Source organism: Streptomyces sp. AA4, assembly GCF_000158875.1.
Taxonomy (GTDB): Bacteria; Actinomycetota; Actinomycetes; order Mycobacteriales; family Pseudonocardiaceae; genus Amycolatopsis.
This window is the reverse complement of the sequence record NZ_GG657746.1, coordinates 3,521,930-3,537,441: the sequence shown is the minus strand read 5'-3', so window position 1 is coordinate 3,537,441 and position 15,512 is coordinate 3,521,930. Positions and strand designations below refer to the sequence as shown.

Genomic DNA, 15,512 nt, shown 5'->3' with positions numbered 1-15,512 from the left:
TCCTCGCCAGCGGGTACCGGACCCGGGTGCCCGGGACTCCGCGGGGCGAAACCGGCGCGTCCGGCGCGATTGCCCGGCCGCGCTCCGGGTACCCGTCCAGCGGAAAGGAGGCCGCCCATGCGAGTCGTGATCGTCGGCGGCGGATTCGCCGGCTACCACGCGGCGGGCAAGCTGCTGCGGACCCTCGGCGACCGCGCCGAGATCGTCGTGCTGAACCCGACCGACTATTTCCTGTACCTGCCGTTGCTGCCGGAGGTGGCCAGCGGGATCGTCGACCCCCGGCACGTCGCGGTGTCCATTCCGGACACTCTGCGCGGCGTGCGGCTGGCGCTGGGCACGGCGGAATCTGTGGACTTCGACGCCCGCACCGTGACCTACACCGACCCCGAAGACCGCGAGCGGACGCTGGACTACGACCGGCTGATCCTCGCCGCGGGCAGCGTCAACAAACTGCTGCCGATCCCCGGCGTCGCCGAATGCGCGCACGGATTCCGCAGCCTGCCCGAGGCGTTGTACCTGCGGGACCACGTCACCCGGCAGATCGAACTGGCCGCCGCGACCGACGACCAGGCCGAACGCGACGCGCGGTGCACGTTCGTCGTCGTCGGCGCCGGCTACACCGGCACGGAGGTCGCCGCGCAAGGCCCGGAGTTCACCGCCGCCCTCGCGCGCCGGCACCCGGAACTCGAAGGACAGCAGATTCGCTGGCTGCTGCTGGACATCGCCGAACGCGTACTGCCCGAATTGGACCCCCGGCTCGGCGCCACCGCCGACCGGGTGCTGCGCGAGCGCGGCGTCGAGGTCCGGATGAAGACCTCGGTGGACCAGGCGGACGTCGAAGGCGTCACGCTGACCACCGGCGACGCCGTCCCGACGCACACGCTTGTGTGGTGCGTAGGCGTCCGCCCCGACCCGCTGGTCTCCGACCTCGGCCTGGAAACCGTGAAGGGCCGGCTGGTCGTCACGCCGGAGCTGAACGTGCCGGGCCGCGACGACGTGTTCGCCTGCGGCGACGCGGCAGCGGTCCCGGACCTGACGCGTCCCGGCGAAACCACTCCGATGACCGCGCAACACGCGCAGCGGCAAGGGAAACTGGCCGGAAACAACGTCGCCGCGTCGCTCGGCGTCGGCCGCGCGCGCAAGTACCGGCACCACGACCTCGGCTTCGCGGTCGACCTCGGGTCCGGTCAGGGCGCGGCCAATCCGCTCCACATCCCGCTGGCGGGCCTTCCCGCCCGCGCGGTGACCCGCGGCTACCACCTGCTGTCCCTGCCGGGAAACCGGCTGCGCACCGCCACCGACTGGGCGCTGGAGAAGGTGGGCCGGCGGCAGACTGTCCAGCTGGGACTCGTCCGTTCCGGCGCGGTTCCGCTGGACACCGCCTCGCCCGAACTGCCCCGCACCCGGTGAGGCCCGTCCCGAACCTTGGGAGGAAGAATCCGAAATGGACACCCACGAACTGCGCGCACTGCTGACCGACGGACCGTTCGTCTCGGTGCACTTCGACGAATCGCACGACACCGAGGACGCGGCCAAGCAATTGCGCTTGCGGCTCAAGGAGATCGAGGCCGCGCTCGAGGAGCAGGGCGCGGACCGGCCGAGCGTCGAGGCGGTCCTCCGCGCCGTGGAGCAGAGCACCCCGCCGGTCGGCCGGGCCGGGCGCACGCTCGTCGCCGCGCACGGCAGCATCCTGCTCGACCGGCGGCTCGCGGCTCCGCCGCCGGCGCAGGAGGCGCGGTTCTCCGAACTGCCGTACTTCCTGCCGACCGTGAGCCATCTCGAAGAAACGCCCGCGCACCTGGTGGTCCTCGCCGACCGGACCGGCGCGGACATCGAGGTGCACCGGCCGGACGGCAGCGTGGAAACCGAGACCGTGCACGGGCAGGAGCATCCGGTGCACAAGGTCCGCGGCGGCGGTCCGGCGCACCGCGACATCCAGTCGCACGCCGAGCAGACCGCGCACAACAACCTCGCGGAAGTGGCCGACCGCCTCGCGAAGGCCGCCGAACGCGTGCGGCCGCGAGCCATCGTTCTCGCCGGTGAAGTCCAAGCGCGCACCGAACTGCACGAGCGGCTGCCGGAACCGGCCCGCTCGCTCGCCGCGGAGGTCGACGCGGGCAGCCGCGCCTCCGGTGCCGGGCGAGCCGAGCTGGACCGGGCGGTGCACGAAGTGCTTACCGGGCAACGGTTGCGCGAGCTGGACGACCTGGCCGACCGCTTCCGCGCGTCCGCCGGTCGCGAATCGGCGCTGGCGGTCAGCGGATTGTCCGCCGTCACCGCCGCGCTGGCGGAGGCGAACGTGGCGACGCTGCTGGTCGGCGACTCCGGCGAGGCCAGCGTGTACACCGGTGCGGAACCGACGCAGGTCGGCGTGGCTCAGTCCCGGCTGGACGCTTTGGGGGTGGCCGACCCGGCCCGCCGACGCGCGGACGAGGCCCTGCCGTACGCGGCGGTGGCGGTCGGCGCGGACGTCGTGGTGATGGACGAGCGGCTGGACCTGACCGACGGATTCGGGGCCCTGCTGCGGCATCCGTGACTTCGCGCAAGGCTGGGCCCGGGTGCCTCGGTGCCCGGGCCCAGCTTGCTTTGCGGGTTCTTACCGCAACGCGGGCAGCAACTCCCGCTGCGCGAACTTCATGAACTCCGGCTGGTGCTCCGGCCCGCCGATCTGCACCAGCGCCAGATCCGTGAACCCGGCCTGCGCGAACTGCTTCGCCGCGTCCACAATGGGCCCGGCGTCCGGACCACAGGGAATCCCCGCGGCCACGTCGTCCTCGCGGACGTACTGCGTCGCCGCGTCGAACGCCTGTGTCCCGGGCAGTTCGGCGTTCACCGGCCAGCCCGAGCCGAACCAGCGGAACTGCTCGTGCGCCCGCCGGATCGCCGCCCCGCGGTCCGGGTCCCAGCTGACCGGCAGCTGGCCGATCTTGCGCGTCGGCGGACCGACCCGCTCGTGGTCCCATTCCGTGCACAGCTCGGCTTTCGGTTCGACCGCGACCATCGCGTCGGCCACCGGCGCGAACCGCTTCACCGATTTCGAGCCGGACACCGCGATCGCGATCGGCACCCGCGTCGGCGAAAGGTCCCACAGCTTCGCGCCGTCGGCCCGGTAGTACTTGCCCTCGTAGGTGAACGTGCCGCCGTCGAAGAGGCCGCCGATGATCTGGACGGCCTCGGCGAGCCGGTCGTGCCGCACCGAAACCGACGGCCAGCCCATGCCGACGACGTACTCGTTCAGGTTCTCCCCCGCGCCGAGCCCGAGCGTGAACCGCCCGTCGGACAGCAGCTGCACCGTCGCGGCCTTCTGCGCGACCACCACCGGGTGGTAGCGCATGGTCGGGCAGGTGACGAGCGTCATGAGTTCGAGCTGTTCGGTCGCCTGGGCCACCGCGCCGAGCACGCTCCACGCGTACGGCGCGTGCCCCTGTTCGGCCAGCCACGGCGAATAGTGGTCGCTGCAGGCCGCGAAGTCGAAGCTGGCCTGCTCGGCGGCGGTCGCGCAGCTGACCAGCTCCCGCGGCCCGGTCTGTTCGGTCATCAAGGTGTAGCCGATGCGCATGTTCTCCCCGTTCGACGGGCTGTTCCGCGCGCGGCGCGCACGGCCGCAGCGGACGTTCTTTCCCGCCGTCCGGTTACCCTGTCCGGGCCGGGTTCACCCGTGCCGTCCGTCCGGAAGAGACGCCCGGGTCAGGCCCCGGCCAGCGCCGCCTCGACCGTCGGGTACAGCGGCAGCGTGCGCTCCAGCCCGGTGAGCTGGATGGGCCGCATCGTCGCCCGTCCGGACGCGACGATGCGCACGCTCGGGCCGGACGGACGGTGCTGGGTCATCGTCACCAGCGCGGTCAGCCCGGCCGAGGCGAGGAATTCCACCGCGGCGAGGTCCAGGACCACCACCGGCGGGGCCCCGGCGAGCGCCTCGTCGACCGCGGCGGTGAGCCGCGGCGCGGTGACCATGTCGACCTCGCCGTAGACCGCCAGCACCGCGGCCGGGGGCCGGTCCTCCCGCTCGACGCGGAACTCGCGCGCCGGGTCGGCGCCGGGGTCGGTCGGCTCGTCCATCGTCAGGGTCCCGTCGTCGGTCTCTCCTGCCCGGTCCGGGCAGGCGGCCCGCTGCCCGGCCGCCTCCCCCATGATGCCCGCCGCGCCGCGCCGACGCAGGCGGGCGGGGAATCAGCCGCTTCGTCCGGTTTCCCGGCGGCGGCGCCGCCCGCTCGGTTCCTTACGCCATTTGCCTGAATTCCTGCCGTCGAATCGATCAATGCGGTGACAAATTCACCGCGAGCTTGCCGGAATACCCGCGGCGCGGAATTGCCGGAGCAACTCATGTTTCACTCGTCCGTGTGAGGGTATCCGGGAGTGAGCACGCCATATTCCCCACCGAGAGAAGGAAGACGAGGTTCTCCCCGTGATTGTTCTCGGCGTCATTCTGCTCGTGATCGGGTTCATCACCTCGATCCAGATTTTGTGGAGCATCGGGATCGCCCTCGTGGTGATCGGCGCGATCCTGGCGGTGCTCGGCGGGACCGGACGCCGCATCGGCGGCCGCGCGCATTGGTACTGATCCCGCGGAAAGGGAAGCCAAGGCTCCGGGCCGAGTCCCGGAGCCTTGGCTCGCGTTCGGGCTCAGGCCAGTTCCCGCGCCGCCCGAACCGTCGTCAGGCCGCGTTCGCGGGCGCGCGCCAGCACCGCTCTCGTCGTGTCGCCGATCGCGTCGATCTTCGCGTTCGCCGCCGCCTCGTCCATTCCCAGCGTCTCGCGTCCGACCGCGTGAATGATTCCGCCCGCGCTCGCGACAAAGTCCGGAATCCACGTGATTCCCCGGTCCCGCAACACCGTCGCGACTTCCTCGTCGGCGATCTGGTTGTTCGCCGGTCCCACGATCAGCGACGCGCCGCAAGCCGCCGCCGACTCGGCCGTCAGCAATCCTCCCGTCGCAGCGGGCACGAGCACGTCCAACGGCTCCCGCACCAGATCCGCCGTGGTCCAGGCGGCGCCTAGCCGCTCCGCGACCGGCCGGAGCCGGGCATCGACGTCGGTCACGACCACTTTCGCGCCGCGGTCCAGCAGTGCCTCGCAGACAAGCCGTCCGACGCTGCCGAACCCGAGCACGCCTACGCGCAGCCCTTCGACCGAACCCGGCTCCACCCCGGCCTGCAGCGCCGCCAGAACACCCCGTGCGGTCGCGGCGCTCGACGTTCCGCTGCCGCCCTGGTCCACCGGACGGCAGAACGCCCAGCCGTGCGCGAGGCGGTGGATGACCGCCATGTCCTCGGACGTCGTCCCGATGTCCGGCCCCGTGCGATACCGTCCGCCCAGCGCGGCGATCGCCTCGGCGATATCGGCGATCAGGCCGGGCCGGCGCGCCGGATCCAGCCCTTCCGGGGGCAGCGCCGCCACGGTTTTGCCGCCCCCGCAGGGAAGTCCGGCCAGCGCGCACTTCGTCGTCATCGCCGCCGACAACCGCAGCGCGTCGTCCGCCCCGTCCCGCCACGACGGATACGCCTTGATCCGGCACCCGCCGATCGCCGGACCCCGCGCCGTCGAATGGATGGCGACGGAGATCACGACTCCCGACCGGGTCCCGCGGACGACCTGCAGTGCTTCCCCGGCGAAACTCTCTGTTCGGTTCACAGCCAGAAGACTGCCTGTTCCACCGTACTTCTGCGGCTGATCCGGTGATATGTTCGGCAAATGAGCGAACTTCCGAACCTGGATCGGATCGACAGCCTGATCGTGCGCGAACTCCAGCAGGACGCGCGGATCCCGATGCGCGACCTGGCCGAACGCGTCGGCGTCGCGGCGTCGACCTGTTCCGACCGGATCGGCAGGCTGCAGGCGCGCCAGGTGCTGACCGGATTCCACGCTGAGGTCGACCTGCCCGCGCTGGGCAGGTCGGTGCAGGCCATGGTGTTCGCCCAGATCCGCCCGCTCAGCCAGCCGATCATCGACCGCTTCCGCCGCGACGCGCTCGCCATGCCCGAGGTGATGGCCGTCTTCGTCCTGGCCGGCGGCGACGATTTCCTGCTGCACGTCGCGGTTCCGGACGTTTCGCGGCTGCACACGTTCCTCGTCGAGGATCTCAGCAGCCGCAAGGAGGTCGTGCAGTTCCGCAGTTCGATCGTGTTCGACCACCGCCGGAAACGGGCGATCGAGAACCTCGCCGGGGATCAGTGAGCCGGACGACGCCCTCCGGTCAGCCCAGGTCCGCCTCCGGACGGATCTCGATCGCCGGACCCGGATGGTGCATCTCCAGCACCACCAGCTCGTTCTTGCCCTTCCGCCACAGCGACTTCGGTGCGTACAACGTCTTCTGCGGCCCGATCTTCCAGTACCGGCCGAGGTTGAAGCCGTTCAGCCATACGATGCCCTTCTCCCAGCCGGGCAGGGCGAGGAATCCGTCCGCCGGCTCGGTGACCAGCGCAGTCGCGCGATGGAAGGCGGGCCCGGCGCCAGGCGGGGCGGAGGAGAAGCGCAGCCGGGACAGGTCGTCCAGCGGCAGCGGGCGGATCTCCCAGCCGAACAGTTTCTGCTGGGTGTTCATCGCGACCCAGCCGTCGATGCCCTTGCGATCCGCCAGGTACGGGCCGTAGTTCACCCGGCCCATCGCCTCGACCAGAATGTCCAGGCGGGTCCGCGTTTTCTCCAGTTTCAGGTCGAGCGTCGTGTCCGGGCGGTTCCGGTCCAGCACGCCCAGTTGCACGCCGTCGACGAAGACCAGCGCCCGGTCCGCCAGGCCGTGAATGCTCAGCGGGCCGGAGTGCGGGCCCTGCACGGTCGTGCGGTAGTGGATCAGGCCGGTCGACTGGCCCAGCCGTTCCATGGAGACCGGTTGCGCCGAGCGGACCACTGTGGACAGTACCGGCAGCGAGTCCATCAGGGACACCGCGCCGGAAGGCGTGACCGACTGAGCGGACAGGCGCGGCGACCGAGCGGGCGGAGGGACGACGGGCTGCTTGGTGTACTTCGTGAGCACTGCCTGCAATGCGGTGAATTTGGCCCCGACGTCGCCTGCCTCGCCCACTGGGGAATCGTAGTCATAGCTCGTCACGGTGGGCTGATATTGCAGGCCGGAGGTGTTGGCGCCAGCAGTGAAGCCGTAGTTCGTGCCGCCGCAGGCCATGTACAGGTTCACGGACGCACCCGTGGCGAGCAGCTGATCGATGTGGGCGGCGGTTTGCTGGGGATCAGTGGTGTGGTGCGGCTCGCCCCAGTGGTCGAACCAGCCGTCCCAGTATTCGGCCATCATGACCGGCGCGCCGGGACGGAAGGCTTTCAGCGCGGCGATGCTCGGCGCGGGGTCGCCATCACCGGTGCCGGCCTCCAATGTCCCTGGCAGTTCGCCGAAGCGCATGAAGAATTCGGAAGCGCCGTCGGCGACGAAAAGCAGGCTGGTTATTCCGCGCGACCGCAGGCTGTCCCGCAAATGCGCGAGATAGCTCGTGTCGTTGCCGTAGCTGCCGTATTCGTTTTCGATCTGCACGGCGACGATCGGGCCGCCGTGCTGCGCTTCGAGCGGGGTCAGCTGCGGGATCAGCTGGTCGTACCACGCGTCGACGGCCTTGAGGTAAGCCGGATCGGCGCAGCGCAGCTCCATGTTCCGGTCCGCGAGCAGCCAGGCGGGCAGGCCGCCGAATTCCCATTCCGCGCAGATGTACGGACTCGGCCGGACGATGACCTGGAAACCCAGTTCCCCGGCCGTCCGGATGAACGCCGGGAGATCGCGGTCTCCGCGGAAATCGGCGCGACCGGGCGTCGGCTGGTGGAAATTCCAGGCGACGTAGGTTTCGACGGTATTGAGGCCCAGCGCTTTGAGCCGCGACAGGCGGTCGTGCCACTGGTCCGGCCGCAAGCGGAAGTAGTGGATCGCGCCGGAAACGATCTGGAACGGCTTGCCGTCGAGCAAGAACCGGTCGCCGGACACGCTCAGCCCGCGACGACCGGCCGCGCCCACCGGTCCGGCGAAAACGGTGCTCGCGGCGACTGCGGCCGCACCGCCGAGGAAACTCCTCCTGCTCACGTCCATCACTCCCCCGTTCCGCCGACCGTCACCGCGCGCACCTGGGCCAGGAACGAGTCGAGCACGCCGTCCCCGACGAGCGCCTGCCGCACGCCCCACCGGTTGGTGTTGCCTGTCTTCACCGCTTCCGCCCGCTTGACCAGCGCATCCGCCGCTGTGGTCAGGCGTTGCGCGGCAGCGGCGGCACCGCGGGTCGCCGCGGCGAGTGCGTCCAGCCGGGTCACCATCGCCTCGCCCCAGAGCGCGGTCGCGTCCAGCCACGGGGCCGCCTCGCTGACGAATGCGCTTTGCACCTGTCCGCCCCGGATTACCGCCGGAGCGTTGCGGATCTGTTCGGCGTACGAACGGATTTTGGCCAGTGCACGGTGGTCGCCGGAGTTCCAGGCCTGCCAGAACTCGGCGACCTTGGCCGCGAGCACGGGTGCCTGCGGCTGCCGCGGCGTGGGTCCGAAGACAGGTGCCAGATGTTCCAGGTCCGCGAACACTTTCAGTGCCTCCGTCGCGCGCGGATCGCCGCCCGCGAGCCGGGCCAGCGCCTGCGGCCACGAACGGTCCGGCGAGTAGCCCGCGTCGTTCCACGCGAAGTCCGCGACCCCGAACTCGGCGACCTCACTGGCCGCTTCCTGGTTCATCGGATTCGAGACGATCCCGTTGAGATACTCCGACAGCCCCGCTTCGCGATGCGCGTACGGCGCGAGCAGCAACCGACCGGCGGACTGCTCGTAGTCGTTGACCGGGTAGTTGTCCCAGAGGAACACTTTCCGCCCGTACACAGTGGACACCTGCCGAGCTTCGTCGTTCGTGACGCTCGGCGGGACCACCGCGGTGCCGGTCCATTGCACGAAGACGGACGGGTCGAGATTCTCCCGCAGCTGCGTCTTGTACGGAGAATCCTTGAGGTCGCTGTATTCCGTCGGCACGGTCTGCAATGTACGGACGCCGTCGTGAGTCTTCACGAAGTTCTTGGTGATCTCGTTGAGCAACGAAACCTGCGCCTTGCCCGCGGCGGCTTGCCCGGGCGCGCCGAACGCCGTCTGATCGCCGGCACAGTTCCACTTGGTGTAGGAGATGTCGTCGAACGGCAACGAGAACGACCGCACACCGAGGTCGTACACCGCCTGGAATTTCGCCTTCACCGCCGCCACATCCTGCGGCGAGGAGAAGCAGATCGAGACCCCGGGCGACAAGGCGTAGGTGAAGTCGACGTGGTTCGCGTTCGCCGTGCGCACCAGCTTGCCGAGCGCGGCCAACTCCTGCTGCGGATAAGGGTCGCGCCACTGTGCGCGCAGGTACGCGTCGTCTTTCGCGCTGTAGATATACGTGTTCGCCTTGGTCTCGCCGAGGAACTTGATCTGCCGCACGCGATCGTCGTTCGTCCACGGTGGACCGTAGAAGCCTTCGATCGACCCGCGCAAGGCCATCTTCGGCCAGTCCCGGACCGCGACCCCGCTCACCGCCCAGCCGTGTCCAATCCGGACAAACAGCTGTCGCAGCGTCTGCACCCCGTAGTATTGCCCGGCACCGTCGCGGCCATTGACGGTCACGCCGTCGCGGTGCACAGCAAGCGAATAGCCCTCCGCCTGCGTCGGCGCGTCCCCGCCAGTGCCCAGCCGGATGACGAACCCGCGCGGCGGACCAGAGCTGATCTTCTGGACTCCGTGCTGGTGCAACAGAGAAATCAGCAGGTCCTTGGCCGGACCGTCGGTAGTGCCGTCCGTGACCAGCACCACCGACGACGGCAACGAAACATCGGCGGCCTCGCGGGTTATTTGTTGCGGCGTCGGGGAAACGACCGGCGTCGGACCCGGTTTGGCAGCTGCCGGTTGGGCAATCGCGAGGGCGCTCGTGGCGACGACAACGGCGAGCCAAGCTCTGCGGCGTAGAGTCATGACTTCCTCTCAGACGGCGGGGACAGTGCGGTACAACGCGAAAGCAGCCAGGTACGGGGTCGCCCGCGATTGCGTGACGACCACGCGCAAGTGGCGAGCGGTGATCGGCGAGGGGAGGGTGACGAGCCGGTTCGCGCCGATCGTGGTGACGGTCGCGATCGTGCGCCAGGCACCGTCCACTTCGGCCTGGACGGTCGCGCCTTCGACGTGCTGGCCGCGCGTGATGTCCTCCCCCAGCCGGATCTGGTCGAAGGTCACCGGCTTCGGCAGCACGACGTCCATCGTCCCGACAAGCGCGCCGTGCGGCGGTGACCAAGACGTGGTGAGCGAGGAATCCGTGACCGCGTTCAACCCACAGGCCCCGGCCGCGAGATTCTGGCCCTCCGTCCGCGCGATGGCCTGCCCGAACGTCGCCAACGCCGCGCTGTCCGCCGGAGCGACCCGCCCGTCCGGACCCGGCGGAACGTTCAGCAGCAACGAGGCATTACGCCCCACTGACGCACGATAGAGGTCGACAAGCTGCGCGGCCGTCTTCGGCTGTTCGTCCGGGTGATAGAACCAACCCGGCCGGATTGATACGTCAGCTTCGGCCGGTGCCCATTCCAGATACCGCACGGACGGATCGGCGAGCACCTGCCGAGACCCGAGGTCGACCCCCTCCGCCCCGCCGACGAACAACTCCTCGTTGTGCGCGGTGTTCGGATCACCCGTGGTCGGCAGTGCGCTCCACTCGGTCTCGCGGGCCTGCCCCCTCTCGTTGCCGACCCAGCGCACGCCCGCCGGCCCGGCGAACGTGACCGTGTCCGGCGACAGCGCGTGAATCATCCGGAACCAGGTGGTGAAGTCGTAGGATTCGCTGATCCCGTTGCCGCGCCAGGGATTCGCCCCGTCCAGCCACAGCTCGTCGATCGGACCGTACTGGGTGAACAGTTCGTAGATCTGGTTCAGGTAGTAGGCGTTGTAATCATCCTCGGTCACGGTGAACCTGGGCAACTTCCCCGCCGCGAGCGCCGCGGCCCGGTCGTCGTTCGGCACCAGCGACGGAATGGTCCGGACTTTCGCCGCGCTGCCCGTGCCGTACCGCCCCTGACCAGCCGGCGAGTTCGCGCGGTCGTCGTAAGTCGCCTGCTCCTCGATGCTCAACGACTGCCCCGCGGCGACCTTCGCCTCGACCCGTTTCCCCTGGTCCGCGAAGAACTGCGGGGGCAACTCCGCACCGTCTGCAGGCGACAGGTACACGCCGACTTTCAGCCCGGCTTTCCGCGCCGAATCGATGTAGTCGCGCAAGATGTCACCGCGCGGATTGGCACATCCAGCGGCTCGGACCTGCCAATACGCAGACGGATCCTCCGCCCGGCCGTTCTGCGCCGCCTGCCGCGCCTTCGCCACTGAGTCGTCCGCGCACCCCGGCGTCAGCCACCACGGACTCGCGACCACGGAGTGATTCGTATAGCGGGTCGGATAAAGCACAAACCCGTCGTGATGCTTCGCAGTCAGCATCACCTGCGTCACGCCAGCCGCCTTCATCGAGCGCATCCACTGGTCAGTGTCGACGGCAGCAGGCGCGAACGTCGACTCTTTCTCCGCGCCGGAGCCCCATTCGCGGTCGGTGAAGGTGTTCATGCCGAAATGCGTGAAGGCCGTGACGGGCCGCTGCTGCCAAGCGATCTGCCCCGACCGCGGCACGGTCGCAGCGGCCTTGGCAAGGATCCGGTCCGTCCCGTCGCACGACTGCACCACCTGAATCGCAGCCGGCCGGACAGGCCCATGACAAGCGGTTGCTTCCCCCACCGCCGGCGCGGCGGCCGTCCCCCCAGCCGCCAGCACCGCGGCAAGCACCAGACTCGCGGAATTCGACACGGCAACCCTCCTTGTCGGCTCCGTAACCGAACGGTGACGGCCGGGAGCGTAAGTCGGCCATCCATCGGATGTCTAGACCTAATCGGCGGAGGAGGCTCGGCTTTCACCCGAGCGCCGAGGGTTGGATCAGCGCTGTTCCAAGCCTTCCGTCCGCTCTTCTGCTCGTTGCGCGGTGGAAGCACAGTGATCTGATGGATCGGCGGCCTGTACAGCGGCGGCCCGGGCTAGGAAGCGTATGCCAGCTGCTCTGGGTGAGATACCAGCTCCGCCAGCATGAGCCAGCACGGTGCAGCGCTTGCGGGACACCCCCGAGCCTCCCGCCAGGTCAGCCGTCCAGGAAACGCTCCAACTCCCCCACCACGAACCGCGGGTTCTCCTCGGCCAGCCAATGTCCCGCGTGCGGCACGTCCGCCGCTTGGACGATGTCGGTCACCCGCGGGGCCACCGTCGCTCGGATCGCGTCAAGTTGGCCTTGGGCGGTCAGAAGCAGCGTCGGCACCTTCACCGGAGCAGCCGCCACGGTATCCCGGACATCCTTGTCCAGCGCCCGGTAAAGCTCGAAACCACCGGAGAGGGCCGCGGGGCGGCTGTAGGTCCGGGCGTACTCGTCGACCTCGGCTTCGGTGAACGGCGATCGTTCCGAGGTGCCGCCGAAGGCTGTCCCGCCGAAGGAAACCTGCGGGTAGAACAGCGCGAGGTATTCCCGCACATCATCGCCGACCACTGCTTCGGGAACGCGGCGTTGCGAGTGGAAGGCGATGTGCCAGCTCAGCGTCCGGTAAGTGGCGGCATTGATCGCGGGACCGGGAAGCGGCAAATCGAAATAGCCCAGTCGAGCAGTATCTCCGGGGAATTGGCTGGCGTACTGGAATGCCACCGCCGCACCGAAATCGTGGCCGACGACGGCGGCATTCCGAAGTTGAAGCCGCTCCGCGACGAGGGTGTGCACATAACGCGCCAACGTGGCTTTGTCGTATCCGCTCGGCGAACCGGTGCTGTCGCCCAGGCCGGGGAGGTCGATCGCGTACACGGTGTGGTGTTTCGCGAGCGCTGGCATGACCGGCCACCAGCCGTACCAGGTCTGCGGCCAGCCGTGGATCAGCACGACCGGCGTGCCGCTGCCGCCGGTGACGTAGTGCATACGTACGCCGTCGACGTCGGCGAACTCATGCCGGAAGGTGCTTTGGAATGCGGGATCGTCGTGCGTCGCAGCAGCATAAGGAGCGGCGGAACAGGCCACGGTGCCGAGCGCGAGCACGAGGGACAGAGCGAGTGCCGCGAGAGAGCGGGGCACCAGCCGGGATGCGGTGATCATGCGGTCAGTTTCGCCAGCCCGCCCCGGCATGGGCACGGAAAATTGCCGTTCCGGCAAGGGGTTGCGTCCGATGCCCGTTCGGTCAATTCCTCGCAGCCGAACAGGCAAAGACGGCTTCGCTCCGCCCGGACGAGGGTAGGGATGAAGAGGCGTCAACAAGATCAGCACAAGGGGAGGAAGCGCATCATGCGGAAATACGTGGCCACAGCTGCCGTTTGCCTTGCGACAACTGGCGGCGCTCTGTTGCTGAGCGGCACGGCGTTCGCCAGCCGCATCGAGTACAACGGGCCTTACGAAACCCCAGACGATTGCGTCCACGCCCTGCGCGTCTTGCCGCCGGACCCCACGGTCGACGGCGCCGAGTGCATTCCCCGGAACGGCAAGCACTACATCGAAATCTCCCATACAAAATAAGAAAGGATCCCCGGCCCGAAAGGACCGGGGAGATCATCCAGCCGGAGCCAGCACCGCGTTCGCCGCCTCGACGTGGTGGCACGCCGCCCCGTTGTCGGAAGCGGGCACCTCGTCCCGGCACAACCGCTGCTGCGACTCCCCCAGCGCCGCGTAAACCGGGCACCGCGTGCGGAATACGCACCCGCTCGGCGGGTCCGAGGGGCTCGGCAGATCGCCAGCCAGCCGGATCCGGCTCGCGCGGTCCGCGCCGGGCGAAGGCACCGCCGACAGCAACGCCCGGGTGTACGGATGCCGGGGAGTCGCGAAGACCTCCGCAGTGGTGCCCTGTTCGGCCATGTGCCCCAGGTACATCACCGCGACACGGTCGGCGAAGTGGCGCACCACGGACAGGTCGTGCGAGATGAACAGATATGCCACCCCGGTCTCCTGCTGGATGTCCTGCAGCAGGTTGATCACCTGCGCCTGCACCGAAACGTCCAAAGCGGACACCGGCTCGTCGCAGACGATCAGCCGCGGGTCCAGCGCCAGCGCCCGCGCGATGCCCACCCGCTGCTTCTGGCCGCCGGAGAACTCGTGCGGGAACCGGTTGTAGTGGTCCGGCCGCAGCCCGACCCGGTCCATCAGGTCCCGCACCCGCGCCTTCACCCCGCCGGGCGGCGTGATGCCCTGCGCCAGCAGCGGGGCGGCAATGGCGGTGCCCACCGACTGGCGCGGGTTCAAGGCGGAAGCGGGGTTTTGGAAGACGATCTGCACCCGCCGCCGGTACTCCTGCAGGGCAGCGCCGCGCAGGGGGCCGATTTCCTCCCCGGCCAGCCGGATGCTGCCCGACGTCGGGTCGAGCAGGCGCATCACCAGCCTGCCGGTCGTGGACTTGCCGCAGCCGGACTCGCCGACCAGGCCGAGCGTCTGCCCGACCCCGATCGAGAAGCTGATCCCGTCCACGGCCTTCAGCGCGCCCGCCGAGCGGAACAGTCCCGACCGCACCGGGAAGTGCTTCACGAGGTCCCGGACCTCCAGCAACTCGGTCACGCCGCCTCCTCGAGATGGCACCGCGACAGATGCCCGGCGCCGGACAGCGACGGCACTTCGGTCCGGCACCGGTCGCCAGCCACCGACGACGCTTGCGGGCACCGGTCGGCGAACAGGCAGCCGGGCGGAAGGTCGAGCAGGGCCGGCGGGAAGCCCGGGATCGGCCGCAACCGTCCGGTTTCCTCCGCCAGCGACGGCATCGACGACAGCAAGCCCTGGGTGTAGGGGTGGCCGGGCGCGGCGAACAGATCGTCGACGGACGCGACCTCCATGCACATCCCGCCGTACATCACCGCGACCCGGTGACATACCTGCGCCACCACGCCGAGATCGTGCGTCACCATGATCACCGCGGTGCCCGTTTCCGCCTGCAGCTCGCCGATCAGGTCCAGGATCTGCGCCTGCACGGTCACGTCCAGCGCCGTGGTCGGCTCGTCCGCGACCAGCAGTTCCGGTTCGCACACCAGCGCCATCGCGATCATCGCCCGCTGCCGCATCCCTCCGGAGAACTCGTGCGGGTACCCGGCCGCGCGCCGCCGCGGGTCAGGGATGCCGACGCGGCCCAGCATGTCGACCGCGACCTCGGCCGCCGCCTTGCGCGACACCGCGTTGTGCGTCCGGTACACCTCGGCGATCTGCGAGCCGACCGGGTAGAACGGATGCATCGCCGACAGCGGGTCCTGGAAGATCATCGAGATCTTCTTGCCGCGATAGGCGCGCATCGCGGGCTCGGACAAGGTGTTGAGGTCGGTCCCGTCGAGCAGGATCTCGCCGGTCACGGTCGCCGGCGTGTCCTTGAACAGGCCCAGCAGCGCCTGACTGGTCACGGTTTTGCCGGACCCGGACTCCCCGACCAGCCCGATCGTCTCGCCCTTGCCCAGCGTCAGGTCCATCCCGTTGACCGCGTGCACGACGCCGTCGTCGGTCGGGAAGCCGACGCGCAGGTCGCGGACCGCCAGCAGCGGCGTTTCGGTTGCAGACACGTGCC

Annotated in this window: 14 protein-coding genes; 5 read left to right on the top strand and 9 right to left on the bottom strand. The window is 69.4% G+C overall.

Features of this window, described 5'->3' with window-relative positions:
- Nucleotides 1-117 precede the first annotated feature (117 nt).
- Nucleotides 118-1,410 carry an NAD(P)/FAD-dependent oxidoreductase gene (locus SSMG_RS16305; RefSeq protein ID WP_009077584.1) on the top strand — a complete coding sequence of 431 codons (1,293 nt, stop codon included), beginning with the start codon at nucleotides 118-120 and terminating at the stop codon, nucleotides 1,408-1,410.
- 34 nt (nucleotides 1,411-1,444) lie between these two features.
- A complete protein-coding gene (locus tag SSMG_RS16300; protein WP_009077582.1) occupies nucleotides 1,445-2,536 on the top strand; it encodes a Vms1/Ankzf1 family peptidyl-tRNA hydrolase in 1,092 nt (363 codons plus the stop codon).
- 60 nt (nucleotides 2,537-2,596) lie between these two features.
- Here SSMG_RS16300 and SSMG_RS16295 read toward each other — a convergent pair whose 3' ends face one another.
- Together SSMG_RS16295 and SSMG_RS16290 are read right to left on the bottom strand one after the other, a co-directional pair.
- Nucleotides 2,597-3,559, bottom strand: a complete 963-nt coding sequence (locus SSMG_RS16295) for a TIGR03557 family F420-dependent LLM class oxidoreductase (protein ID WP_009077580.1) — start codon at nucleotides 3,557-3,559, stop codon at nucleotides 2,597-2,599.
- Between the two features lie 128 nt (nucleotides 3,560-3,687).
- On the bottom strand, nucleotides 3,688-4,131 hold the full coding sequence (locus SSMG_RS16290) for an STAS domain-containing protein (protein ID WP_009077578.1): 444 nt from the start codon (nucleotides 4,129-4,131) through the stop codon (nucleotides 3,688-3,690).
- A gap of 274 nt (nucleotides 4,132-4,405) precedes the next feature.
- On the opposite strand from SSMG_RS16290, the gene SSMG_RS46145 reads away from it, so the two are divergent.
- On the top strand, nucleotides 4,406-4,561 hold the full coding sequence (locus tag SSMG_RS46145) for a hypothetical protein (protein ID WP_086024889.1): 156 nt from the start codon (nucleotides 4,406-4,408) through the stop codon (nucleotides 4,559-4,561).
- A gap of 62 nt (nucleotides 4,562-4,623) precedes the next feature.
- Here SSMG_RS46145 and SSMG_RS16285 read toward each other — a convergent pair whose 3' ends face one another.
- A complete protein-coding gene (locus SSMG_RS16285; protein WP_037713864.1) occupies nucleotides 4,624-5,631 on the bottom strand; it encodes a Glu/Leu/Phe/Val dehydrogenase dimerization domain-containing protein in 1,008 nt (335 codons plus the stop codon).
- Nucleotides 5,632-5,691: 60 nt separating this feature from the next.
- Between SSMG_RS16285 and SSMG_RS16280 the strand changes: the two genes are divergently transcribed.
- Nucleotides 5,692-6,174, top strand: coding sequence for an Lrp/AsnC family transcriptional regulator (locus tag SSMG_RS16280; protein ID WP_009077574.1), 483 nt, complete (start codon nucleotides 5,692-5,694; stop codon nucleotides 6,172-6,174).
- Between the two features lie 19 nt (nucleotides 6,175-6,193).
- On the opposite strand, the gene SSMG_RS16275 is transcribed toward SSMG_RS16280, so the two are convergent.
- The 4 genes from SSMG_RS16275 to SSMG_RS16260 all read right to left on the bottom strand — a co-directional run bounded on the left by SSMG_RS16275 (nucleotide 6,194) and on the right by SSMG_RS16260 (nucleotide 13,249).
- Nucleotides 6,194-8,023, bottom strand: coding sequence for a beta-galactosidase (locus SSMG_RS16275; RefSeq protein ID WP_009077571.1), 1,830 nt, complete (start codon nucleotides 8,021-8,023; stop codon nucleotides 6,194-6,196).
- Nucleotides 8,023-9,906, bottom strand: coding sequence for a beta-N-acetylglucosaminidase domain-containing protein (locus tag SSMG_RS16270; RefSeq protein WP_009077570.1), 1,884 nt, complete (start codon nucleotides 9,904-9,906; stop codon nucleotides 8,023-8,025). The genes SSMG_RS16275 and SSMG_RS16270 overlap by 1 nt, the downstream gene beginning before the upstream one ends.
- Nucleotides 9,907-9,915: 9 nt before the next feature.
- The gene (locus tag SSMG_RS16265; RefSeq protein ID WP_199841139.1) at nucleotides 9,916-11,529 is read right to left on the bottom strand and encodes an alpha-L-fucosidase; all 1,614 of its coding nucleotides are present in this window, start codon (nucleotides 11,527-11,529) and stop codon (nucleotides 9,916-9,918) included.
- Between the two features lie 562 nt (nucleotides 11,530-12,091).
- Nucleotides 12,092-13,249, bottom strand: a complete 1,158-nt coding sequence (locus tag SSMG_RS16260) for an alpha/beta fold hydrolase (RefSeq protein ID WP_286156960.1) — start codon at nucleotides 13,247-13,249, stop codon at nucleotides 12,092-12,094.
- Between the two features lie 18 nt (nucleotides 13,250-13,267).
- Between SSMG_RS16260 and SSMG_RS16255 the strand changes: the two genes are divergently transcribed.
- A complete protein-coding gene (locus SSMG_RS16255; protein ID WP_009077565.1) occupies nucleotides 13,268-13,495 on the top strand; it encodes a hypothetical protein in 228 nt (75 codons plus the stop codon).
- 33 nt (nucleotides 13,496-13,528) lie between these two features.
- Here SSMG_RS16255 and SSMG_RS16250 read toward each other — a convergent pair whose 3' ends face one another.
- Both SSMG_RS16250 and SSMG_RS16245 read right to left on the bottom strand, forming a co-directional pair.
- Nucleotides 13,529-14,524, bottom strand: a complete 996-nt coding sequence (locus SSMG_RS16250; protein ID WP_009077563.1) for an ABC transporter ATP-binding protein — start codon at nucleotides 14,522-14,524, stop codon at nucleotides 13,529-13,531.
- Complete coding sequence (locus tag SSMG_RS16245) at nucleotides 14,521-15,507, bottom strand: ABC transporter ATP-binding protein (protein WP_009077561.1); 987 nt, start codon at nucleotides 15,505-15,507, stop codon at nucleotides 14,521-14,523. Before SSMG_RS16245 ends, SSMG_RS16250 begins: the two co-directional genes overlap by 4 nt.
- Between the last annotated feature and the right edge of the window lie 5 nt (nucleotides 15,508-15,512).